This window comes from Indolivaga alginatilytica, assembly GCF_003201355.1.
GTDB classification, from domain to species: domain Bacteria; phylum Bacteroidota; class Bacteroidia; order Bacteroidales; family Dysgonomonadaceae; genus Dysgonomonas_A; species Dysgonomonas_A alginatilytica.
Genome location: NZ_QICL01000027.1, coordinates 16,229 through 38,697 on the forward strand (window position 1 = coordinate 16,229; position 22,469 = coordinate 38,697).

The following is a 22,469-nucleotide window of genomic DNA, read 5'->3' on the forward strand; positions in this document are numbered from 1 at the left end:
GCCTGTTTTTTCTTTGGTTAGTTTTTCACATAAGCACTAGATTTAAGGTCAATAGTTATTTTCGGGTGATCGTCACTTGATCATTATCTTTAATCTCGCAATTAATAGGTGTTATAAGTTCTAACAGTTTGAATATTTCCTCCTTGGTTTCTTTGCGTATGGTTAACGAAAGTCTCATATCTAATGGAATATCTTTATTATAGACAATATCAATTCCGTACCAGTATTTCATCTTATGCAGTATGCTTACCAGCTGCTCGTTGTTGAAGGTTAGTTTTTCGTTAATCCAAAGTGTATAGTCTTCGGCATTGACTTTGCTTACTGAATAACTTCCATCTGTTTTACTTATTGATATTTTTTGATTCGGTTCGAGGATGATTTTTTGTCCGATATTATTTTCCACTTGTACTTTTCCGTTGAGTAAAACTGTCTCGGAGCTGCTTCTGGATGCGTGGTTGTTTACATTGAACCATGTTCCGAGTACCTCCACATTCATATCTTTTGTATTTACTTTGAATGGTTTTTGTTTATTCTCTTTTACTTTAAAGAAAGCTTCACCTTCTACGGATACAACTCTTTCGCCTTCTGCAAAAACTTCGGGATAGCTTATCTTACTATTTGCATTTAGCCAAACTTCTGTTCCATCGGGCAGGGTTATAAAATCCTTACTGTCTTTGCCTGTTCTGATCTGATTCATAACCATAATTGTAGCTTCCTCTTGTGTAGGTGCGAAGCTATTCCTTCCCCAATAGAAGGTTGTTACAGAGCAAATCAGGACTACGGCAGCTACGGCAGCAATGTTTCTAATTGTAGGTAGAATGACCTTTCTATTGACTTTCTGTGAGGATTTATTTACTTCTCTGTTAAAGCGAATAAAGGCTTCGTCTATATCGGATTCTGTTATTTTTATATCGTTAGTTAATAGCCATATATCTCTTGTTTCGATGAATAAGTTCTTATTCTGTATATCTTCCTTTATCCATTGAAGAAGTTTTGTTTTTTCTTCAACGGTGGCTTTTTTATTTAAGTATTTACTTATGATATCTTCCATTTTCGATTTGCTTCTATACTATACACACATTTAAAAGAGATACCCCCACCTCCTTTTTTTTATTTTTCTCTTTTTTTCTTCTTTTTTCTCTTATATCTGATTTAATAAAATTATCTTACCTTCGATTTTGAATCTAAAGAAGAATGAAAACATGATGAAAAGAAATCTAAATGAGGATATGGCTTTCTTTGAAAGGCTTTTTCAGACCCATTATTCTTCTTTGGTTCTCTATGCATATAGATATACATATGAGAGATCACTGGCAGAGGATATAGTTCAGGATGTCTTTATATCGGTATGGAATGGGAGAGAAAATATAGATTTTGAAGCCTATCCCATTAAAGCCTATCTACAGAAGGCGGTTTATAATAAATATCTAAATCATTTACGATCTCATCGGAGTCATCTTTCTTTGGATGATGATATTGATTACCTATTATTGAAGGAGATCGAATCGTATAATCAGTTGGATGATCTGGTTAAAAAAGAAGTGGAAAATGAAATCGAGAAATGTATAGAAACACTTCCCCCTCAGTGTAAAAAAGCATTTGTCTATAGTAGGTCGCACAGCATGAAGAATAAGGAAATAGCCTCAGAATTGGGTATTAGCGAGAAGGCTGTGGAGAAGCATATAACGAAGGCTCTTGCTAAAATAAGGACTCATCTGTTGAAGGCTGATCTGATCTCTTTTATATTTATAGTTCATCTGCCTGCCAATTTTAAAATACTTAGTCATTTGATCGATGTCTGACCTTAATAAAAGAAACTCCTGATTTTATCAGAAGTTTCTCCTCAAACCGAGTTTTAATTATGCTGTTTTATTTGAATATTCAATAGAACGGATTAGTTGGATTACCTTTATTTTTCTTGTAGGAGTAATTTTTGAAAAAAAGGTAATAAAAGAGATAGATCAAAAGACCTGTAGCGAATACAATGGCTATGGTGACTCCCGATTTCCACACTATTTGCCAGGATATGGGCTGAATTCCCCAAAGAGCCAGTACCGTAAGGGTTGCACCTGTTAAAACAATAATTGTAGTAAGTATACCTATTAGCAATCTCATAATTAGTAAATTTAATTAAATTCCACATCGAATTTTCTTCGCTTTTCGGATCAGTTTGCAGTGTGTGCTGTAAAAATAGCAAATAAAGATGAATACAGGTAGCGAAGGTTCAAAAAAGAAAGGATTCTCTTTATTCGAATGCTCTTTGGATAAAATTCGAGTGAAATTTACCATTATTCGGATTGAAAATAGGGAGTCAAAGGAGATATTATAGCTGATAGTTATTATATAGCTCATTTAATGGCAGTAGTCAGTTATTGTAACTCTGGTTTTTATGCAAAAAAAGTATTTACTTTGTCCATCCGAAAAAGAATAATGAAAGATTAGATATATTATGGCACAAGAAGACGTTTTTAAGAAGATTGTTTCGCATTGTAAAGAGTATGGATTTGTATTTCAGTCCAGTGAAATTTATGATGGGTTGGGAGCAGTGTATGACTATGGTCAGAATGGAGTTGAATTAAAAAATAACCTCAAAAAATATTGGTGGGATAGTATGGTACTACTCAATGAAAATGTTGTAGGTATTGATTCTGCTATATTTATGCACCCTACTATCTGGAAAGCTTCGGGACACGTAGATGCTTTTAATGATCCGTTGATTGACAATAAGGACAGTAAAAAACGTTATCGTGCAGATGTATTGGTTGAGGATTATCTGGCTAAGATTGACGATAAAATAAACAAAGAAGTAGAAAAAGCAGCCAAGAAATTTGGTGATAGCTTTGATGCTGCCATGTTTCGTGAAACAAATCCGCGTGTATTGGAAAATCAGGCTAAGCGTGACGAAGTACATGCTCGTTTTGCAAAGGCGTTGAATGATTCGGACTTGGAAGAGTTACGCAACATTATTCTTGATTGTGAAATTGTTTGCCCGATAAGCGGAACCCGTAACTGGACAGAGGTTCGTCAGTTCAATCTGATGTTTGCTACCGAAATGGGTTCTACGGCTGATGGTGCTATGAAAGTATATCTTCGACCCGAAACAGCTCAGGGTATTTTTGTAAACTTCCTGAATGTGCAAAAAACAGGGCGGATGAAGATTCCATTCGGAATAGCTCAGATCGGAAAAGCATTCCGTAACGAGATTGTCGCCCGTCAGTTTATTTTCCGTATGCGTGAATTCGAACAAATGGAAATGCAGTTTTTCGTTCGTCCCGGAGAGGAGCTTGAGTGGTTCAAAATATGGAAAGAAACTCGTATGAAATGGCATAAGTCGCTTGGTTATGGCGATGCTAAATACCGTTTCCATGATCACGATAAATTGGCTCATTACGCTAATGCAGCAACAGATATAGAATTCGAAATGCCATTTGGTTTTAAAGAAGTAGAGGGTATTCACTCCCGTACTGATTTTGACTTGAGTAGTCATGAAAAATTCTCAGGAAAGAAAATTCAATATTTCGATTCAGAGTTGAATAAGTCATATACCCCTTACGTAGTTGAAACATCTATCGGAGTAGATCGTATGTTCCTTTCTACTATGGCGGCTTCGTATTGTGAAGAGATTTTAGAAAATGGCGAAACTCGTGTAGTCTTGAGACTACCTGCTCCATTGGCTCCTATTAAACTAGGAGTATGCCCATTAGTTAAGAAGGATGGTTTACCCGAGAAAGCAAGAGAGATAATCGATGCTTTGAAATTTGATTTCAAATGCCAATACGATGAGAAAGACAGTATCGGAAAACGTTACCGTCGCCACGATGCTATTGGTACACCTTATTGTGTAACTGTAGATCATCAAACATTGGAAGACAATACTGTTACTATCCGTTATCGTGATACAATGCAGCAAGAACGTGTTGCTATCAGTGAACTGTCGGCAATAGTAGCTGATAAAGTAAGTATGAAAAGCCTACTTAAGAATTTAGGATAAGAAACTGTTAATAGTCTATGTAAGAGCTGCCCTTGTTTATCAAGGGCAGCTTTTTTTATCTATAAATAGAATGTATGCTTAATGAGGTATAGCTATAAGTAGGTTATGGCTATTTAAGTAGACTTATATCGCCCAAAGTTAACATTTTTTCTCAATTTGTTTAATGTTTTTTTTTATGTTTAGGCTGCAACACCAATACTTTTCTTGCATCCTTAATTAAAATATACCAGTTCAGTGTTATGTATGGTTTTTTCACAATTGTGTATAAGATCTGTTTTTTTTCGATAAATCATGGAGTGGCTCTAAGCTCTTCCGGTATTTTGTAGTGTGTTGGCTTATAATGTTTTATTGCAGGGTGAATTACCGGTATATTCTATTAGTATTAAGCAAAATAAATTGTTTCTATATTTCTTATTTTCAGGTAAATAATCTCATTTTGTAATTTTCAACTACTATAAAGTAAATAATATTTGGAAAAAGTCCGTTTCTTTATTGTGTAGAATGAACATAATACATCGGTAAGGATATTTATGCAACAAAAAATATACTTAAGTGTTATAAAATCGACAACAGATATCTCTATAAACTTTTAAGAGATAGGTTAAAAGAGAAATAAATTGGCTTTATTTGGAATAATGTTATATAGATATTTGATGTTTGTTGATTCTGGATATGAGTGTTGTCGTATTTTATTTTGAATCAGGTTTTATTTGTTGCAAGTGATTGTGAAATAAGATTGTGGCTGAAATGAGTATTAAATTCGATCAACTTTAAAATGAAAACAAAATTATTTTTTATTTTCTTATTATTAATGTCTGCTTTAACAACTAATGCTCAGGTGGGAATTAATACAGAATCCCCCAAAGCAACATTGGATGTTAATCCGAGTAACGCGGATGGTGTCGTTCCCGAGGGAATTATAGCTCCTAAGTTATCTCTTAAACAATTGGCAGATAAGGATAGCCAATATACCACGAATCAAACAGGCGCGATTGTTTATGTGAGTGATATATCGGGTACAACGACCGCCAAAACGACTAACATTAAGAAGGTAGGATACTATTATTTTGATGGAACTTTATGGCAAGCCTTTGCCCAGACTTCGGCTGCGGGATGGAATCTGACAGGAAATACTGGAACCGATCCCTTAGCCAATTTTTTGGGAACCACTGATAATAAAGACCTTCTTTTTAAAAGGAATAATGTATTGGCAGGTTATTTGGGAAGTAGCGGATATAATGGCGAGACAAATAATACGGTATTCGGCGTGGGTGCATTGAGTACTTCGGCAACAACTCCGGGGTGGAATGTGGCTATAGGTAATAACAGCTTGAGAGCCAATACTACTGGTGGAAACAATACTGCTATAGGGCACAGCTCTCTTGTCGCTAACGATAAGGGTGGCGATAATACGGCTATCGGGTTCAGTAGTCAGTCGGCAAATGTTTCAGGGACATATAATATTTCTGTAGGGAGTGCCACTTTAAACAGTAACGTTATAGGAGGTAGTAATACTGCCGTCGGAGCGCATAGCCTTAGTAAAAGTACCGGAAGTTTCAACACAGCCGTAGGAAATAATTCTATTGCAAATCTTACGTCCGGCGAAAGCAATATAGGTATAGGCTACCTATCAGGTTCGGGACTTACCACAGGTTCTAATAATATCGCTATAGGTAAAAATACAAGCCTGCCGGCAACGTCCTCCAATCAGATGAATATAGGTAATTTGCTGTTTGGTACGGGTATGAGCGGTACTCTTGCTGCACCGGCAGGCAGGGTTGGGATAGGAACATCTGTTCCGGCTTCAACATTGCATATCAACGGAGACTTGACTATCGGAACAGCTAACACGGCATCTGCCGATGTGTCTATGCTTGTACGCAACAATACTTCGGGCTTGGTGGGCGTAATTCCTCAAACAAATATTCCTTTTAATCCGGTAGCCTCCGGTGCTACTGTAACAATGGATGTCGGGGCGTTATTCTATCCGGGAGCCGGTCATATTATTGTGACTTCTAATAACACTTGTAACAGATTTATGACTGCTATATTCAGTGTTGTAGTATCACATCCTACAGACTTCGGCTTATCTATCGTGTATTTAAATGGTATGGCAAGAGAGGTTGTAGGCGTGGCAACTAAAGTTAGCTCGTTCAAATATCAGGTGAAATTTCCGAATGTGACAACCTGTGCCGACGGAGGTAACGGTACTCAGTTCGATTTTACGATAGATACAAGCGTACCGGGTAAAATCTCGATCACTAATAACGGAAATATTACACGTAGTTATTCTGTGAGAATTTCTCAGATTATTTAAGAGTAAGGTATAAATATAATAGCCTGATAGAGTGTGAGGGTGATTTTGGGATCATTCTCACATTTATTTTGATAGTGCAGATTGATATTTACATTTTTTATATAAGACTTCCCTTTAAATGTTCTATTTTTGCGAGATAAATTGAAAACTAGTCTAATGAGAAAGAAATTATATCTTTTCCCTTTGTTCGTTTTAGTATTTTTCTTGTTTGCAACTACATCTTGCCTTAATAGTGATAATAATAATGAGGTTGCAGTAGATGAAGTATGGAAGGCCTTGAATGAATCCCGATTTGCAAAAGTAGCAAGTGATGATTCATTTAACGCTTTATCGTCTCAAACAGGTTATGGTAAAGTCTATTGGCAAAAATCAACTGAAATTACCAATGTTGATCAAGGTAATACTGTAAGAATAAGCGTTGAAGGAAGACCTGAGTTTACGGATACTGTAGTGGTTCGTTATGAGGGATGGTTCTTTGATAAAGATGAAAAGAAAGTTATTTTTGATTCTACTGAAAACCCATCTTTAATCTCTACGATTAAATATAGATATGGACTTGCTTCTAGTACGCAACCCAATTATAATAAAGCAACATTTGCAGTGAATCCAAGAACGGATGGAACCTATACAGGTGTTTATGGGGTTATTGAGGGTTGGTCGACATTACTACAAGATATGAAAGTTGGAGATGAACGTTTAGTTTGTATACCTCAGGAGCTGGCATATGGGGGAACAGCAAATACTTATACGCCAAATGTAACAGGGGCGCCGACTTTTACGATTGTACCGGCTTACACAACGCTTTGGTTCAGAGTTAAACTCTATGAAATTATACCGATGAAACCACTAAATAGCTGAAATCGGTCAGAAGAGATCTAATAATAAACTTTCAATAGCCCTCACAACATCTTTGCGGGGGCTATTGTAGTTATTGACCATAATGCTGAAAACATATTTTTTATCACCATCTATGTAGTAACCTGCATAACATTGTACATTGGCAATGCTTCCGCTTTTTACATATAGCTTGCCTTGCAGGCGTGTTCCCTTTAGTAAATTTCTGACAGTACCTTCTTTTCCTGCTTTTGGCAGGGAGGTAAAGAAGGCATTCGTATATTTACTTCTTACTTGCATATATATTAGGATATCGCAAAGAATCTCCGGATTTATGCTGTTGGAAGGAGCCAACCCACATCCATCATAAATGTGTATTCCATCAGTGTTTAAACCTTTAGATGCCCAGTAGTTATTTGTTCTGTTTATTCCTTCAGTGAGAGGATCGCTATATGTGTCAGGATTGGCTTGGCGTCCGATAGTTCTCATTAAATGCTCTGAATAATGATTATTGCTTTTTTCATTAATTACGCGTATAATCTCTCTTAGAGCAGGAGATAATTCTTTATAAAAAGAAACAGTTTCATATGGATTTGCCTTGTATGAATTATACATTTGCTGAAAATACTGCTGGCGTGTAGTTCCAATTGAATTTATTCTAAAATTGTTTTGTGCTAAAGTATTCGCAAGAGCCTCACCTAATATTATTCCCGGGTCGGGGAAATCTCCTTTGATAACAAAAGATGATCTCTTGGCTGGGATATCACCTGCTAACCTTCTATAATTAGAGAACGGCTCGCCGTTTATATTGCCATTATCTTTACCCTCGTAATTCAATTGAAGATTATTTGAGAATACAATATTTCTCATATTGGGAACTGTTTTTAGGATTGCAGGGCAAGTGTCAGTCCTCATTGTATTCAGGAACAATTGGTACATATTATCAAACACACTGATACCGTAAGCTCCGGATGCAAAGTAATTCCCCATATCTTCCCTCAGCCATTTGGATGATATTCCGTTATAGCCGAAAAAGTCATCGGCAATTGTTATGTCAATCGGGTATTCTGTTTTAAATTTCTTTTGGATATGTTGTACCCAGTTACCCAAAAATGCGGAAGGATTCTCAAAGAGGTACTCACTCCCAAGAGTAGGGTCTCCATGTCCATGAACAATAAGGTGTTGAGGGTTGTTTTTATCAATGGATAATTCTGTTGAAAATTGATAATCTTCACCTAGTAGTTCAAGAGCTGTGGCGGTAGTTAATATTTTTAGAGTAGAAGCCGGAGTCAATGAAACAGCTTTGTTGTATGATACTATGTTATTTCCCGAAAGATCTTTTACACAAACTCCGATGGATGCATTCTCGAATCCGGAAGTTTGTACGAATTTTTCAATCGCAGCATTTTGCTGACTGGATACAGTTATAAAACAGAAATTTAATATAAGGACTAAATAGTATTTCATTTCGTAATAATTTAGTGGTAGACGAGTAAACAACTTGTACTAATAACAGGTATTGTTTCTGAAAAACAAATATCTTTGTAAAGATAAACAAATTGAAAAATAAGAAAAATTTCATGAGGAACAGTTTTGATAGGCCTTTTACTTTCGATCGGGTAATTCGCTTGACTATAAGTGTGATACTGATCGGACTCGGTATATATATGATTTATATCCTGAGAAGTGTGTTGCTTCCTTTCTTAGTGGCTTGGCTAATGGCTTATCTCCTCAATCCTGTGGTTCGTTTTATCCAAGAGAAACTTCGGCTTAAAAAGAGAGTTGTTGCAGTGTTGATTACCTTTGGCCTGCTCATCGGTATATTAACACTTTTCTCTATATGTATAACGCCTTTAGTCGAAAATGAGCTTTATCAGATTAATAGTTTAATTACCTCATACGATCTTCAGTCTTTCACTGTCAATGGTATGCCATTGAGCGTACACGATTTCATAGCTAAAAATATTGATTTCGATTCACTCAGAAATGTTCTGTCGAAAGAAAATGCTTCTGAAACCATAAGGTATTTGATTCCGACTTTAGAAAATATGGTATCTAATAGTATATCTTTCATCCTCGGATTTACAGTTGTATTTATTATTATATTATATCTGATATTTATTTTATTGGATTATGATAAGATCAATAAACTGTGGATGGATCTTATACCACATCGTCATAGAGCCTTTGTTAGCAGAGTAACGGTGGATGTTGAAAGGAGTATGAATAAATATTTCCGGCATCAGGCACTTATCTGTGTTATTGTAGCAATTTTATTTGCAACAGGTTTTCAGATTATAGGACTGCCTTTAGCTATAGTACTAGGTATTCTTATCGGTTTCTTGCATATGGTACCTTACATGCATATTATAAGTGTAGTACCTGCTGCGTTATTATGTTGGTTAAAGGTTTCTCAAACGGGTGAGAGTTTTTGGGCTCTTATAGGTTTGGTTATTTTACTCTATCTTGTTATCCAATGTATTATCGATATTATACTTGTACCTCGGATAATGGGTAAAGCTATGGGACTCAATCCGGCTATAATATTGCTGTCTCTCTCGATCTGGGGCTCGCTTATGGGTATTGCGGGAATGATTATTGCAATTCCTCTTACAACTTTATTGCTTTCTTACTATCAGCAGTTTATAGATTCGGAAGAAGAGGTTGAAGAAGATGTTCCGACTGAAAATTCAGATAAAGAACTCTCGAATGAGTAGTTTTTTGTACCTTTGTCTTTAATAAAAATTTTTAAGTTTGAATTATGCAATTAATAGCAAAATTAATACAAGTATTGCCACTCCAGACCGGAATGGGAAAAAACGGAGAGTGGAGAAAGCAAGATGTAGTTGTGGAAACAGATGGACAGTATCCTAAAAAAGTATGTATCTCAATATGGGGTGATAAAGCCAGTGAATCGGTACTTCAAATTGGAAACATGCTTGATATATCGTTTGATGTGGAAAGCCGCGAATACAACGGACGCTGGTATACTGACGTAAAAGCTTGGAAAGTAGATTTGGCTATGCCTTCAGCCGGAGGTTCTGCTCAGGGAATCCCCGAATATGCTCAACAAACTCCCCCTCCTGCGCCTGCGGATTTTGGCGGAGACAGTGCCGACGATCTGCCTTTCTGATTAGTGATATTTTCCAGAACTATAATAGCTTCCGGTTGTTATACTTGTCAAAATATTAAATAGGTCTCAGACCTTACATTATGAAGAAGAAAGTATTATCAGGTCATAATTTTCATCGTGAGCCTTTTCAGATATTGGAAGATCAGTTTGATGTAACATATCCTTCAACAGGACATTTCAAAAAAGATCAGATACTTGATATAATAGAAGAATACGAGGTTTTTATACCCAATTTCAGCTTTTATACTGATAAGGAGATTATTGATAAAGCGAAGAACTTAAAGCTTATAGCCAACTTTGGTGTAGGGTATAATAATATCGATGCCGAATATGCCGCTCAAAAAGGAATTGCAGTAACCAATACACCAAACTCGGTTTTAGAGCCTACTGCCGAACTTTGCTTTGGACTTATTCATGCAGTTGCCCGCCGCATTGGTTTCTATAACAATAAGCTGCGTACTCCTGAAGGATTGAGCTGGGGACTATACGATAATCCCGGAATAGCTATTTTCGGTAAAACGTTAGGAATATATGGTTTCGGACGCATCGGACAGGCTGTTGCCAGACGTGCTGTTGCTGCCGGAATGGATATTATTTATCATAACAGAAAACCGGTTGCAAAAGGAATAGAAGAGCAATATAATGCCAGATATGTAAGCTTTGAGGAGTTACTTTCTCAGTCTGATTTTATATCTGTCAATGCTCCCGCTACTCCTGAAACCTATCATATTATCGACGAGAAGGCAATAAGTAAGATGAAGCCTGATGCAATACTTATTAATACCTCCCGGGGTTCTACGGTCGATGAAGCTGCTTTGATAAAAGCCTTAAAGAATAATCGAATCTTTGGTGCAGGATTGGATGTCTTTGAAAACGAACCTCGTATCAATCCCGAATTTTTAGTCCTCGATAATGTTGTTTTGACTCCTCATACAGGAACACAAACTATTGAAGGCAGATATGATATGCAACGTGAAGTAGCCGAAAATATTATTAACTTCTACAATGGAGGCGTAATATCGAAGGTAAACTGAGCCGGGGTAAACTGAGCCGGATAAAATAAACGATTATAAAAAATCTCTTGTAAATATAGTTTTTGCAAGAGATTTTTCTTTTGTTATATTTGTACAGAATCAATCATCATTATCTTCTTCATCAATCAACTGATAAACCGAATCGGGAGTATATTGATTGCCTTCCGCATCATAAATAATCCAATCGGTTAGTACTTCGATAGGATACGATTTAATATCTCCTTCCTTAAGAGAAGCTATCCAATACGGTGCATTAAGCAACTTTCCTTCTACCGTTTCGCTATCAGCAGAAATGGCTCTGAACCATAAATGTTCCCTTTCTGTATTATTGTTGGCATTATCTACTATCAGCCCGAATTTAACAATGAAAGACCACTGGTTTTCGTTTTCTTCCTTTTTTCCCAATAATCTTTTAAAAAATGACTTAGTCGGTTGTTTGGCATGTTTTTCGAAAATCCGGAGAAAATAAGAAAAGCGATCCTTTGCCAACCTGCTCATTCTTAAAGTTTCTTCTGTAGAAACAAATAAAATAGGATTATTTGCAAGAGTAGAAGCATATATTTCAGGAGAAATAAGGATTCCGTCTTCTATAGCAAAAAGTACACCTGAAGGTTCCGAATGTGCATTGGAATCTCCCTCTCTGTCGTGAAAACCTCCCAGAATAGGCGTCTTGTAATCTTTTAATGCCTCTTCCCAGCGAATCCAAGTCAGGCTTATGTCGAGTCCGTCAAAACCGGCGGTGAATTTTTCATGTTCTTTGACCGGATCCGAAAGAAACCGTTTCACCGTATGATTTACCAGATCATACATCTGTTGTGCTCCGTTGGTGGTATTCAATATTTCGATTTCAACAAACCCGCATCTGACAAGTCCATGGGTGTGGAACCAGTATTCGGTTTTCTCGTCCTTCTCATCATATACAGCATGAAGTGCATACAGATAATCGGGTGAAGGTGGAATGGTAGAGGAGGCAGTCAGATCCAGCCATTTACCGGAAAGTAGCCGGAAGGACATAAAATCGATTACCAAACTTGCATCCGGAGCCACAGCTGCCAGTATCTTTAGTTGAAGATGAAATGAATCTAGAGGTTTCGAGCTGAAATTGACAGCTGCATTGAGATGTTTCTTTTGGGATAAAGCCGTATTGATATCATCTTCATTGACCATATTGGCAAGGCCGAATTCTTCCAAACGAAGATCTTCTACAGATAATATAGAAAACACAACTCTGTATACTTCTTCCAGATATTCTATTGTAGCTATGTATTCTTTGTCTACATGATCGTTAGCCTGTGATAATTCGAAAGATAAAAGATTAAAGCCTTTATATCTGCTGAGAGTATCGTTTATGTAGTCTTGAGTGAAGAGATCGTCTTGCTTGGAGGATATTACCCCCATAATAGAGGGCTGAAAAATTTCTCCTTCACTCAATAGTTTATATTTGTGATCGTTTTCCATTTTATGTCAAGTAAATTTATTATCAAAGATAATAATAATAGATACAAATTAATAGTTAGTCGAATTTTGATTTAGGACAAACACATCAAACTTCTAATAAGGTGACATTCGTTACAAAAGTTCCAAAAAGTAATCAATAAGGTAGCAAAGGTGACTGCCGGGTGTTACTTTTTGATATTTTTCAATTTATTGAATATGAGTATTTTAACTTTTTAAAAAGTTGCAAAGGTAACAAAAGTGACACTTTTTTACGGGTTTTGTTTTCTCTTACAGCTTGTTTAGAAATTAGAAAGAGCGTGTGTACGGATAAAAAACGAAATCAGCCATTGTTTGATCGGGGTGAGGTCGTAATATATCCTTACATAGATAGATAAAATAACCCGACTACAGATTTACAGGTCATTAAGAAGGGCAGAGTAAAACGCTATGCTCCTATGGTAGTCAAGCTTAGCAGGCGAACCGCCAGTTATTCTAATGCGTGTGTCGTAAATCCGAATGAAGTGTTTTATCCTTATCGTTACTACATTATTTAAGATTTTAGAATTCTTAAACAATTATGCAATATAACATACAAAAGGATAGTCGGTTTTTGGAAAAAAAAATATAATTTGCGTTGTCTATCGGGAATTAAGGTCGCAGACCTTTTTATTGCTTTGGCAAGCATAACAGCCGGAGATAGTTATACTGATAAAATATCGCATTAAATATTTAACTCTACTTAAGTAATACAAAATATGTAATACGAGATTTAAGAGTGATAATTTACTATAGTTAATCTCCTTGATAAAGCAATAAAAAGGTCTGAGACCTTAACCGCATTTTAGGTACAAACTAATACATTTCTGCCATGATTTTAAACGTAATTCTTCAAAGTTCTAATTTAGTTACAGACCTCAATTGGATGTCGGTCGTTTTTGCTGCAATCCCAGTTATATTACTTATCATTCTGATGGGTTTTCTTAAAATGTCGGGAGACAAAAGTGCGCTTATCACATTGGCGACTACGGTACTGATTGCTCTATTTGTTTTTCATCTCCCGGTGGCAGATACGGGATTGTCAATTATTTATGGAATTCTAAAGGCGATATTCCCCATTCTGATTATTATCATTATGGCAATATTCAGTTATAATGTATTGGTACATACAGGTAAAATGGAAGTTCTGAAAGAACAGTTTTCATCCATATCATCCGATAAATGTGTTCAGGTCTTATTATTGACTTGGGGGTTTGGTGGACTTCTCGAGGGAATGGCAGGTTTTGGAACGGCGGTTGCTATTCCTGCAGCCATATTGATCAGTTTAGGTTTTAAGCCGATTTTTTCGGCGGTTGCCAGTCTTATTGCCAATAGTGTTGCAACAGCCTTTGGTGCAATAGGTACTCCTGTTAAAGTATTGGCTGAACAAGCCGGTGCAGATAGTATACAAACACTGAGTACTCATGTGGTATTGCAGTTGTCTCCTCTAATGATACTCATACCCTTTGTGCTGGTTTTCATGACCGATCCGAGAATTAAATCTTTGCCCAAAAATATCTTATTGAGTGTTATTGTAGGTGTTGTCTCTTTGGGTACACAATATGTAGCTGCCAAATATATGGGGGCCGAAACTCCTGCCGTATTGGGTAGCATCGCTTCTATTATTACGATTATTCTGTATGCTAAGATTACAGCAACAGACGAAGACCGGGAATTGAAAGCTCAGTTTCCAAAACGCTCGACTTCCGAAGTAATAAGTGCATGGAGTGTTTATGGATTGATATTATTGCTGGTAATACTCACAAGCCCGTTATTACCATTGAGAGCTATACTGGCTCCTATCCTGAGTACGACATTTAGCTTTAATATATTTGATACTGTTGCACAATCAGATATAGTACGTTCCGTAAAAATCTCATGGCTTATAGATGCAGGAGTTCTTTTATTCCTCGGTTCTATTATCGGCGGTTTAATACAGGGAGCTAAAATTATTGAATTATTGAAACTATTAGGCAAGGTTTTTAAACAACAGCGTAAAACGATCATTACTGTGTGTTGTCTTATTGCTCTTTCTTCGGTGATGGATTTCTCGGGAATGATAGCGGAGCTGGGTTTAGCTTTGGCAATAACAACAGGTTCTTTATATCCGTTATTTGCGCCGACAATCGGGTGTCTGGGTACATTCCTCACAGGTAGCGATACTTCGTCTAATATTTTGTTCGGAAAACTTCAGGCTTCCGTTGGTCATACTATCGGTGTAGATCCGAATTGGTTGGCTGCGGCAAATACGGCAGGAGCAACCGGAGGAAAAATTATCTCTCCACAAAGTATTGCGGTTGCTACTTCGGCTTGTGGATTACAGGGACGTGAAGGAGAAATAATGAAAAAGGCAATGCCTTATGCCTTAGGATATATAGTTGTAGCAGGTCTTATGGTATACTTTGTTCCCAAATTGATGGGTACACTTATATTTTAGATAGTATTGTAGGGGCTAACCTATGTGTTTGCCCAAAGAGGACAGACACATAGGTCTGCCCCTACGATTCAAAACAGATCAACCAAAAACTAATATAGAAATGAAAGTCGGACTATTTATTCCATGTTATGTAAACGCCATATTCCCCGAAGTAGGCGTAGCGGCATATAAGCTGCTCGACCATCTGGGAGTGGAGGTCGATTATCCGATCGATCAAACTTGTTGCGGGCAACCCATGGCTAATGCAGGTTTCGAGAATGAGGCTATCCCTTTGGCTCAACAATTCGAGAAGTTATTTGATAAGTATGAATACATTGTAGCTCCATCGGCGAGCTGCGCTGTATTTGTAAAAGAAAACTATCCCCGATTGTTAGAGAAAGAAGGGCATCTTTGCCAGACCAGTGGGAAAATCTATGATTTCTGCGAATTTCTGCACGATGTGTTGAAGGTCAATAAACTTCCCGGAAAATTTCCTCATAAGGTGAGTGTACACAATAGTTGTCACGGGGTACGTGAACTTCATTTATCATCCGCCAGTGAGTTAAATATCCCCCGCTATTCAAAAATCAGGGATTTATTGGACAAAGTAGAAGGTGTCGAAGTACTTGAACCGCAAAAAGTAGACGAGTGCTGTGGATTCGGTGGAATGTTTTCGATCGAAGAACCTTCGGTATCGGTATGTATGGGACAGGACAAAGTGAAGAACCATATGGCTACGGGTGCAGAATATATTACGGGTGCTGACAGCTCATGCTTGATGCATATGCAAGGGGTGGTAAACAGAGAAAAACTGCCTGTCAAGTTTATTCATGTTGTTCAAATTTTAGCTGCCGGACTATGAGTACAAAACATACAGAAGCTGCAAACCGCTTCATCGCAAATAAAGAACAGGAGACATGGCACAATGAGACTCTTTGGTTTGTTCGGGAGAAGAGAGATAAAATGGCTATGGATGTACCCGAATGGGAAGAGTTGAGAGAATTGTCGAGCAAAATAAAGATGCATACGATTACCCATCTCGATAAATATGCGGAAGAATTTACCCGAAATGCCGAAGCAAACGGCGTCATCGTTCATTGGGCAAAAGATGCAACAGAGCATAACGAGATAGTATATAGTATATTGTCGAGGCACGAAGCCCAAAAACTGGTGAAAAGTAAATCGATGCTTACCGAAGAATGCCACATGAATCCTTATCTGATTGAAAAAGGAATTGATGTCGTAGAAAGTGACCTCGGTGAACGTATTCTTCAATTGATGGACGAACCGCCCAGCCACATTGTAATGCCTGCCATTCACTTGAAACGGCAAGAAGTAGGTAAATTATTTGAGGAAAAACTACATACCGAAAAAGATAACAGTGATCCTACATATCTTACCCGTGCAGCTCGTCAGCATCTGCGAAATGAATTTCTTACTGCCGATGTGGGTATGACAGGATGTAACTTTGCCGTTGCAGATACAGGTGATGTGGTGGTGTGTACCAACGAGGGTAATGCCGATATGGGAACATCTCTACCCAAAATACATATCGTATCTATGGGGTTGGAGAAGCTTATTCCCAATCATAAATCGTTGGCTGTATATTCCCGCCTATTGGCACGTTCGGCAACAGGGCAACCTGTAACCTCGTACATGTCTCACTTCCGTAAACCACGCGAAGGAGGCGAAATGCACATTATTATTGTAGATAATGGCAGAAGCGATATTCTCGGTAATGACGAACATATCCAAACGCTGAAATGTATTCGTTGCGGAGCTTGTATGAATACATGCCCTGTATATCGTCGTAGTGGAGGGTATTCTTACACTTATTTTATACCGGGTCCGATCGGAATTAATTTGGGTATGCTGAAGAATCCCGAAGAGTATTACGATAATGTATCGGCTTGTTCGCTTTGTTATTCCTGTAACAATGTTTGCCCTGCAAAGATTGATCTGGCAGATCAGATTTACAGATGGAGGCAGAACTTAAATTCTTTAGGTAAGGCTGATACAATGAAGAAAATAATGTCGGGAGGTATGAAGTTCTTATTTACCCATCCTGCATTATACAAAGCAGGTCTGAAAATGGCTCCTATCATTAATCATATGCCTCGATTCCTTATTTATAACGGATTGAATGATTGGGGTAAAGGACGTGAATTACCAAAATTTGCACCCGAATCTTTCACTTCGATGTGGAAGAAAGGCAAGGTTCAGAAGAAAAACGAATAACATGTAGGGGCAGACCTTCGTGTCTGCCCAATATAGGGAGAACACATAGGTTCTCCCCTACAACCTAAAAAAGAATTAAGCTATGAGTATAAATAGTAAGAATGATATATTATCGAATGTAAAACGACATATCAAAGTTCAATATGATATGCCCGATTTAGATATTGCTGCGATTCAATATCCCGACAAGCTTGAAAAATTTACTCAGATGTGTAAAGCAGTGGGCGGTGATGCTATGGTTGTAAAAGAGGGAGAAGATATAAATGCTTTGATGCGCTCACTCTATCCCGATGCTAAGGTTATCGCCTCTAATCTGCCCGAAATCGATATAGCAACCGTTAATCCCGATAAGGTGGAGGATGCCCACAGTTTAAACGGGACTGATCTGGCTATTATTCAGGGAGAAGTGGGTGTTGCAGAGAATGCTTGTGTATGGATACCTCAGAATGTAAAGGAAAAAGTAGTTTATTTTATTTCCGAGTATCTGGTTATTCTTCTGGATAAAAACAAGATTGTACATAATATGCACGAAGCTTACGATCAAATCAAGTTTAATGATTACGGCTTTGGTGTATTTATTTCGGGACCTTCCAAAACAGCAGATATAGAACAATCGTTAGTTGTAGGGGCTCATGGAGCTAAAGGCGTGATTGTATTATTGAGGTAACACACTTATTTCTATATATTCAAGAGCAGGTTATCTTTTTGGGGATAATCTGCTCTTTCATTTCAAACTTATAACTGGCTATAGTTGTTCTACTGGTAAAACAGGTAAATAGGTCTGTGCCCTTAATTGATTATCTTTGTAATAAAGATTGTATAAAAGTCATGTCGAAGAGAGCAAAAACATTTTCAGCACTGTTAGAAACAAATAAGAAAGCTATTTCTAAGTTTTATTATAAGTATATTTTCCTGATTATTATATTCGGGACTATTCTTCTCGGAGTTATTTTCTATAAACTGGGTGCTCATATTATGTTATTTGGTGATACCACCGCTGCCTTGGGTGAGTATGTAAGAACGGTAGCAACAGTACTCGGAGGGGCTTTAGTACTTCTGGGTTTATGGATTAATAACAGAAGGGTAGCGGAGCAGACCCGTCAGAATAATATTAATGAAAGAGGTCAGATTAATACCCGTTTTAAAGATGCTGCAACATTATTGGGCAGCGAAAGTGTGAGTTCTATATTATCGGGTATCTATGCTTTGCACCAAATAGCTCTCGAAACTTCAATAGGGGATAAAGGACAAAGAGGGTATGTAAATATTATACAGGATATTTTATGTGCCTATGTACGGGAAAATACAGATACGATACAAAATGAGGAGAACGGTAAAGCCTGGCGGATAAATAAAAAGCCGACCATTGTAATCCAAACAATCGTTAAAGTTCTTTTCAGGAACGATATGCATATATACAGTAACCTGATGACCGATCTGTCGGATTGTGTTTTAGAGGGAATTAATCTCGATGAGGCATATATTGCCAATGTTGATTTCTCGCGGACAAAGTTTATAAAATCGAGTTTTAAGAATGCTACTTTTATTTCGTGTTATTTAGAGGACGCTTTTATTGATGAAGTAGATTTCAGCGGAAGCAGTTTCGAGAAAACTGTTTTTGATCTTTCCCATATCAAGAATACTACTTTCTCCAAGGGGAGTATTTCTCAATCCGATTTTTGGAATGTGGTCTTTCATCATGTAAGTTTTAAGGATACTTTACTGAATAATATCGATTTTAAAGATGCTGATATGGAGGATGGTGTGAATTTTGAAAATACCAAATTAGGAGGATATTCTACGGAAGAAATTAAAGCAAAATCAGCGATTTTGACAAAGAACTGATAGTAAGTAATTCTAACTATTTAATGCGATAATTTATCAGCATAACTATATCTGGTTGTTATGCCCAGCCAAAGCAATAAAAAGCAGGAACTTAATTCAAGTTCCTGCTTTCTTGTATATGTTTTATGCCGTATTAATCTTTAATTATAAAAGCATTCTTTTCTCCTAACTTTTCTAAGTTTTTGCCAATACGAACCGATGCTTTGTCAATATCATTGTCACTGCTGGTTCTGTCTTTATTGTAGCGAGAACTACACTCTTTCTCTACTTCTATAGGGAATTGAGTATAATAACGTAACGTGTCGTATTTACCCTTGTAGTGTTCAGCATCGCTATTTAGTAATTCCTTGAAACGACTGCGATACAAGTCTAAATATTTTTGAGCAGGTTCGCAATCAACAGTTATAGTATCGGCAACAAAAACAAAAGGTTTTAAGTCACTCAATTTATAGTTGCTTTGTTTAAGAGCGAAACCTTCAGGTAAGTTTTCACGTCCTACATAGTTATAAAAATCATTCTCCCTAAATAGTTTAGATTGAGGTGCGGTCGTTAAATTTGATGCGCCCTTAGCAATTACAACCCCATTTCTATAGGGTTCGGTTACTCCCAAATGCCAGAAATATTCGTATTGCTCAATAAACAATTGGTCACTGATTACTTTGAATGGAACATCTATAGTATCTCCCGGTTGTATTTCGAACGGGGACATGTAGGCAGATTTTATTTTTTCATATTCTGCATTTCCTTCCTCTTCTTTTCCTCTTTCGAAATATATTTCGTGGAAGAAGATATAATTACTTAATGTGGGGTTGATAACACATCCCTGATCATTGGGCTTTACAAAAAACTGTACAGACTCTCCGTTGTATGCCAAAAAGTGCCTTCCTGCAGGTAATTCTACCGATAGGCCCGAGCTGGCTGGTAGATCATAAACTATTGAGTCAATTTTAACCTGAATTGCTTTGTCTGTAGGGTTATCCATCCAGAACTGTTTAGATGGAACTTTACTTGACGGGTCACAAGATGTGAATAGAAAAAGAGTTACAATAAAATAAATAAACTTCATAATAAATATATTTCAAATGCGTGTTTGTTACGCAAAGGTAATTGATTTATACCCATTATACTAGTTTTATATATCAAAAAGCAGATTATCGGGTAAGGATAATCTGCTTTTGTATGGTGTGATAAATGCAATTTAAAGGCATTTCGAAAGACGTTCTATCGTATCTTCTCCAAGCTTCGATTTCACTTTGATATGTTCGAGAACTGCTTCTACGAATGCATTCTTTTCGAAAATACCCCTTACTTGTTCGAAGTCTATCTTTTGATCTTTTTTGTTTCCGTCCATTCCGAAGCTGGTATGGGTTGGCAGGGAAAATTCTTTTCGGGCATCTTCGTAGATCATCCAATCGAGTTTCACTACTGCCTCTTTCCACTTCTCGACAATAGTGATAATATCTTTGGCTGTGATAGTATCCGGAGAAAGATTAAAGTATTCCTGAATCTTGTCCCAAGCCCATGTCCACTCCAGAGAGTAGTAATCTTTGTGGAGTTTTTCGAAGACGGCATTTATATCTTCGATACAGGTCAGTCTGCCAGATTCTATATCTTCTATCAGTTTATCTATTTCGGTACTTGGAGCTAAGAGTCCTGCTAAATCGCGCCATTTATCTAATCCTGCACTACTATCGGGTTTCAGATATTCTCTGATTTCTTCATCACTGGTACAAGGACAATTGCTTAACCGTGAAATAATGGAATTACCCAAGAATTTGGTAATAGCAATATCATAATACTTCAAGCCACTGCGAAGTGAAGAGCCTTTTATGCGGCAACCTCTGTATGTGTAATGTACCGATGCTTCTCCGCAAGTGCTTAACAGCTCATTTAATACTTCAATGCCTTGAAACATCTTTTGAACGGTGTAAGGGCTCAGAAGGTTGAAATTGATCTGATCCATTTTATGCGGATCTTTTCTCTTATCACGCTTCGGGAATTTTTGAGCATCACGGATAGTTCCTACACTGCGAAGATTAACTCCGGGTACAAGTACCGTTTCGTCATCATGCTCTATCAAGTATGAAAATGGCATTTTGGATGTATCCGAATTTCGATAATGACGACCCATAACCAAAGAGAACGCCCCTATCTTGGCAGGCCAAAGGATATATGAGTCACTGGCAGTTTTACCCCCTCTTTCCATTACTCCCTGATGAATAGGGCCTAGTTTATACATATGGTTACTTTGATTTGACCCCGATCCTGCATTCATAAACGAATACATACCGGAAATCAGCAAAGTGGATTTATGGTGTGTAACGGTATAAGGCCCTGCGAAGATGGCACAAGCCTCACCGTTTTCTCCCTGACAATTACTAAAGAAGAGCGAATCACTCGCAGAATAAGTATGCCCCAGTTGGCATGCCTGACCTATAAAGCAACGGGTAAGCATGGTTCCGTCTTCGACATGTGATCCTGAGCTGATAATAAAATCTTTAGCCATTACATTATAGCCAATGTGTACGGGGTCGTATTCGTTACTGTTTATAGTTCCGTTTTCGAGATGGCAAGTGCTTTCAATGGTGGCATAATCCCGTATGCGTACATTTTTGATTGTACCTGTGTTGATTATTTTGACATTATTACCGACAGTTCCTATATTAGAGGTATTTTGTTGTGTGTATAGTTTTACTATTTCCTGCATTTTATGAATTAATGCCGGACGATGGCGATAGAATGACATGATGTATGCAAACGAAGCACTCAGCTTGTCATGGATAATAACCTCCCGACCTCCTGTTTCGTTCAGAACGGTAACTTCTATGCCATTGCCGAATGACGATTCATGATCGACATACATCAATTCGAGATTGTGGATAAATACATTATCCCCGATCTTATAGTTTGCAATATAATTGTTTACGTCCGAGATAAAAGTATTGTTGCCTATCTCACAATTGTGAAGTGTTACATTCTTGATTCCCGAATGTTTTTTGATTCCTCCCGGAAGTGTAAATTCTTTCTCATAAATTCCCAGTTTTATATCTCCTGAGAAATTTACGTGACGAATGTAAGCTGTATTAAATTGGCGGTGAACGGATATACTATCCCAATTACTGGCTACACAGCCTTGATTTTGCAGTTCTACGATTTCAGATTCAGTTAATTTTCTATACTCCATAGTG

The 22,469-nt window shown here is 37.4% G+C and carries 18 protein-coding genes; 12 read left to right on the plus strand and 6 right to left on the minus strand.

Annotation, left to right across the window (positions count from 1 at the left end):
- Positions 1 to 55: 55 nt before the first annotated feature.
- The gene (locus CLV62_RS16820; RefSeq protein WP_110311946.1) at positions 56 to 1,051 is read right to left on the minus strand and encodes a FecR family protein; all 996 of its coding nucleotides are present in this window, start codon (positions 1,049 to 1,051) and stop codon (positions 56 to 58) included.
- A 151-nt stretch (positions 1,052 to 1,202) separates the two neighbouring features.
- On the opposite strand from CLV62_RS16820, the gene CLV62_RS16825 reads away from it, so the two are divergent.
- Positions 1,203 to 1,802, plus strand: a complete 600-nt coding sequence (locus tag CLV62_RS16825; RefSeq protein WP_110311947.1) for an RNA polymerase sigma-70 factor — start codon at positions 1,203 to 1,205, stop codon at positions 1,800 to 1,802.
- Between the two features lie 79 nt (positions 1,803 to 1,881).
- Here CLV62_RS16825 and CLV62_RS16830 read toward each other — a convergent pair whose 3' ends face one another.
- Positions 1,882 to 2,115, minus strand: a complete 234-nt coding sequence (locus CLV62_RS16830) for a hypothetical protein (RefSeq protein ID WP_110311948.1) — start codon at positions 2,113 to 2,115, stop codon at positions 1,882 to 1,884.
- A 334-nt stretch (positions 2,116 to 2,449) separates the two neighbouring features.
- On the opposite strand from CLV62_RS16830, the gene CLV62_RS16835 reads away from it, so the two are divergent.
- The 3 genes from CLV62_RS16835 (at position 2,450) to CLV62_RS16845 (ending at position 7,166) form a co-directional block, all read left to right on the plus strand.
- Positions 2,450 to 3,991, plus strand: coding sequence for a glycine--tRNA ligase (locus tag CLV62_RS16835; protein WP_110311949.1), 1,542 nt, complete (start codon positions 2,450 to 2,452; stop codon positions 3,989 to 3,991).
- Between the two features lie 775 nt (positions 3,992 to 4,766).
- On the plus strand, positions 4,767 to 6,308 hold the full coding sequence (locus tag CLV62_RS16840) for a hypothetical protein (RefSeq protein WP_146212775.1): 1,542 nt from the start codon (positions 4,767 to 4,769) through the stop codon (positions 6,306 to 6,308).
- A 156-nt stretch (positions 6,309 to 6,464) separates the two neighbouring features.
- Entirely contained in the window at positions 6,465 to 7,166 is a 702-nt protein-coding gene (locus CLV62_RS16845; RefSeq protein ID WP_110311951.1) for an FKBP-type peptidyl-prolyl cis-trans isomerase, read from the plus strand.
- 6 nt (positions 7,167 to 7,172) lie between these two features.
- Here the strand turns inward: CLV62_RS16845 and dacB are convergent, their stop codons facing one another.
- Positions 7,173 to 8,609, minus strand: coding sequence for a D-alanyl-D-alanine carboxypeptidase/D-alanyl-D-alanine endopeptidase (gene dacB, locus CLV62_RS16850; protein ID WP_110311952.1), 1,437 nt, complete (start codon positions 8,607 to 8,609; stop codon positions 7,173 to 7,175).
- A gap of 113 nt (positions 8,610 to 8,722) precedes the next feature.
- Here dacB and CLV62_RS16855 point away from each other — a divergent pair, with 113 nt between their 5' ends.
- The 3 genes from CLV62_RS16855 (at position 8,723) to CLV62_RS16865 (ending at position 11,309) form a co-directional block, all read left to right on the plus strand.
- On the plus strand, positions 8,723 to 9,859 hold the full coding sequence (locus CLV62_RS16855; RefSeq protein ID WP_110311953.1) for an AI-2E family transporter: 1,137 nt from the start codon (positions 8,723 to 8,725) through the stop codon (positions 9,857 to 9,859).
- 44 nt (positions 9,860 to 9,903) lie between these two features.
- Positions 9,904 to 10,275 (plus strand): DUF3127 domain-containing protein, encoded by a 372-nt coding sequence (locus CLV62_RS16860; RefSeq protein ID WP_110311954.1) that lies wholly within the window; start codon positions 9,904 to 9,906, stop codon positions 10,273 to 10,275.
- 80 nt (positions 10,276 to 10,355) lie between these two features.
- Positions 10,356 to 11,309, plus strand: a complete 954-nt coding sequence (locus CLV62_RS16865; protein ID WP_110311955.1) for an NAD(P)-dependent oxidoreductase — start codon at positions 10,356 to 10,358, stop codon at positions 11,307 to 11,309.
- A gap of 99 nt (positions 11,310 to 11,408) precedes the next feature.
- Here the strand turns inward: CLV62_RS16865 and CLV62_RS16870 are convergent, their stop codons facing one another.
- Entirely contained in the window at positions 11,409 to 12,767 is a 1,359-nt protein-coding gene (locus CLV62_RS16870; protein WP_110311956.1) for a DUF4026 domain-containing protein, read from the minus strand.
- Between the two features lie 901 nt (positions 12,768 to 13,668).
- Here CLV62_RS16870 and CLV62_RS16875 point away from each other — a divergent pair.
- From CLV62_RS16875 to CLV62_RS16895, 5 genes are all read left to right on the plus strand, one after another.
- Positions 13,669 to 15,219 (plus strand): L-lactate permease, encoded by a 1,551-nt coding sequence (locus CLV62_RS16875; RefSeq protein WP_110311957.1) that lies wholly within the window; start codon positions 13,669 to 13,671, stop codon positions 15,217 to 15,219.
- Positions 15,220 to 15,319: 100 nt separating this feature from the next.
- The gene (locus CLV62_RS16880; protein WP_110311977.1) at positions 15,320 to 16,060 is read left to right on the plus strand and encodes a (Fe-S)-binding protein; all 741 of its coding nucleotides are present in this window, start codon (positions 15,320 to 15,322) and stop codon (positions 16,058 to 16,060) included.
- Positions 16,057 to 17,436, plus strand: a complete 1,380-nt coding sequence (locus CLV62_RS16885) for a lactate utilization protein B (RefSeq protein ID WP_110311958.1) — start codon at positions 16,057 to 16,059, stop codon at positions 17,434 to 17,436. The genes CLV62_RS16880 and CLV62_RS16885 overlap by 4 nt, the downstream gene beginning before the upstream one ends.
- 88 nt (positions 17,437 to 17,524) lie before the next feature.
- On the plus strand, positions 17,525 to 18,103 hold the full coding sequence (locus CLV62_RS16890) for a LutC/YkgG family protein (RefSeq protein ID WP_110311978.1): 579 nt from the start codon (positions 17,525 to 17,527) through the stop codon (positions 18,101 to 18,103).
- 161 nt (positions 18,104 to 18,264) lie between these two features.
- The gene (locus tag CLV62_RS16895; RefSeq protein ID WP_110311959.1) at positions 18,265 to 19,281 is read left to right on the plus strand and encodes a pentapeptide repeat-containing protein; all 1,017 of its coding nucleotides are present in this window, start codon (positions 18,265 to 18,267) and stop codon (positions 19,279 to 19,281) included.
- 133 nt (positions 19,282 to 19,414) lie between these two features.
- Here the strand turns inward: CLV62_RS16895 and CLV62_RS16900 are convergent, their stop codons facing one another.
- Both CLV62_RS16900 and CLV62_RS16905 read right to left on the minus strand, forming a co-directional pair.
- The gene (locus CLV62_RS16900; protein ID WP_146212776.1) at positions 19,415 to 20,347 is read right to left on the minus strand and encodes a hypothetical protein; all 933 of its coding nucleotides are present in this window, start codon (positions 20,345 to 20,347) and stop codon (positions 19,415 to 19,417) included.
- A 132-nt stretch (positions 20,348 to 20,479) separates the two neighbouring features.
- On the minus strand, positions 20,480 to 22,465 hold the full coding sequence (locus CLV62_RS16905) for a DUF4954 family protein (RefSeq protein WP_110311961.1): 1,986 nt from the start codon (positions 22,463 to 22,465) through the stop codon (positions 20,480 to 20,482).
- Positions 22,466 to 22,469 lie beyond the last annotated feature (4 nt).

Excerpts from the sequence above, each read along its gene's own strand:
- CLV62_RS16855 (WP_110311953.1), top strand. The coding sequence starts at position 8,723 with ATGAGGAACAGTTTTGATAGGCCTTTTACTTTCGATCGGGTAATTCGC.
- CLV62_RS16885 (WP_110311958.1), top strand. The coding sequence starts at position 16,057 with ATGAGTACAAAACATACAGAAGCTGCAAACCGCTTCATCGCAAATAAA.
- CLV62_RS16900 (WP_146212776.1), bottom strand. The coding sequence starts at position 20,347 with ATGAAGTTTATTTATTTTATTGTAACTCTTTTTCTATTCACATCTTGT.
- CLV62_RS16820 (WP_110311946.1), bottom strand. The coding sequence starts at position 1,051 with ATGGAAGATATCATAAGTAAATACTTAAATAAAAAAGCCACCGTTGAA.
- CLV62_RS16830 (WP_110311948.1), bottom strand. The coding sequence starts at position 2,115 with ATGAGATTGCTAATAGGTATACTTACTACAATTATTGTTTTAACAGGT.
- CLV62_RS16870 (WP_110311956.1), bottom strand. The coding sequence starts at position 12,767 with ATGGAAAACGATCACAAATATAAACTATTGAGTGAAGGAGAAATTTTT.
- CLV62_RS16840 (WP_146212775.1), top strand. The coding sequence starts at position 4,767 with ATGAAAACAAAATTATTTTTTATTTTCTTATTATTAATGTCTGCTTTA.
- dacB (WP_110311952.1), bottom strand. The coding sequence starts at position 8,609 with ATGAAATACTATTTAGTCCTTATATTAAATTTCTGTTTTATAACTGTA.
- CLV62_RS16895 (WP_110311959.1), top strand. The coding sequence starts at position 18,265 with ATGTCGAAGAGAGCAAAAACATTTTCAGCACTGTTAGAAACAAATAAG.
- CLV62_RS16825 (WP_110311947.1), top strand. The coding sequence starts at position 1,203 with ATGATGAAAAGAAATCTAAATGAGGATATGGCTTTCTTTGAAAGGCTT.
- CLV62_RS16845 (WP_110311951.1), top strand. The coding sequence starts at position 6,465 with ATGAGAAAGAAATTATATCTTTTCCCTTTGTTCGTTTTAGTATTTTTC.
- CLV62_RS16865 (WP_110311955.1), top strand. The coding sequence starts at position 10,356 with ATGAAGAAGAAAGTATTATCAGGTCATAATTTTCATCGTGAGCCTTTT.
- CLV62_RS16905 (WP_110311961.1), bottom strand. The coding sequence starts at position 22,465 with ATGGAGTATAGAAAATTAACTGAATCTGAAATCGTAGAACTGCAAAAT.
- CLV62_RS16835 (WP_110311949.1), top strand. The coding sequence starts at position 2,450 with ATGGCACAAGAAGACGTTTTTAAGAAGATTGTTTCGCATTGTAAAGAG.
- CLV62_RS16860 (WP_110311954.1), top strand. The coding sequence starts at position 9,904 with ATGCAATTAATAGCAAAATTAATACAAGTATTGCCACTCCAGACCGGA.
- CLV62_RS16880 (WP_110311977.1), top strand. The coding sequence starts at position 15,320 with ATGAAAGTCGGACTATTTATTCCATGTTATGTAAACGCCATATTCCCC.
- CLV62_RS16875 (WP_110311957.1), top strand. The coding sequence starts at position 13,669 with ATGTCGGTCGTTTTTGCTGCAATCCCAGTTATATTACTTATCATTCTG.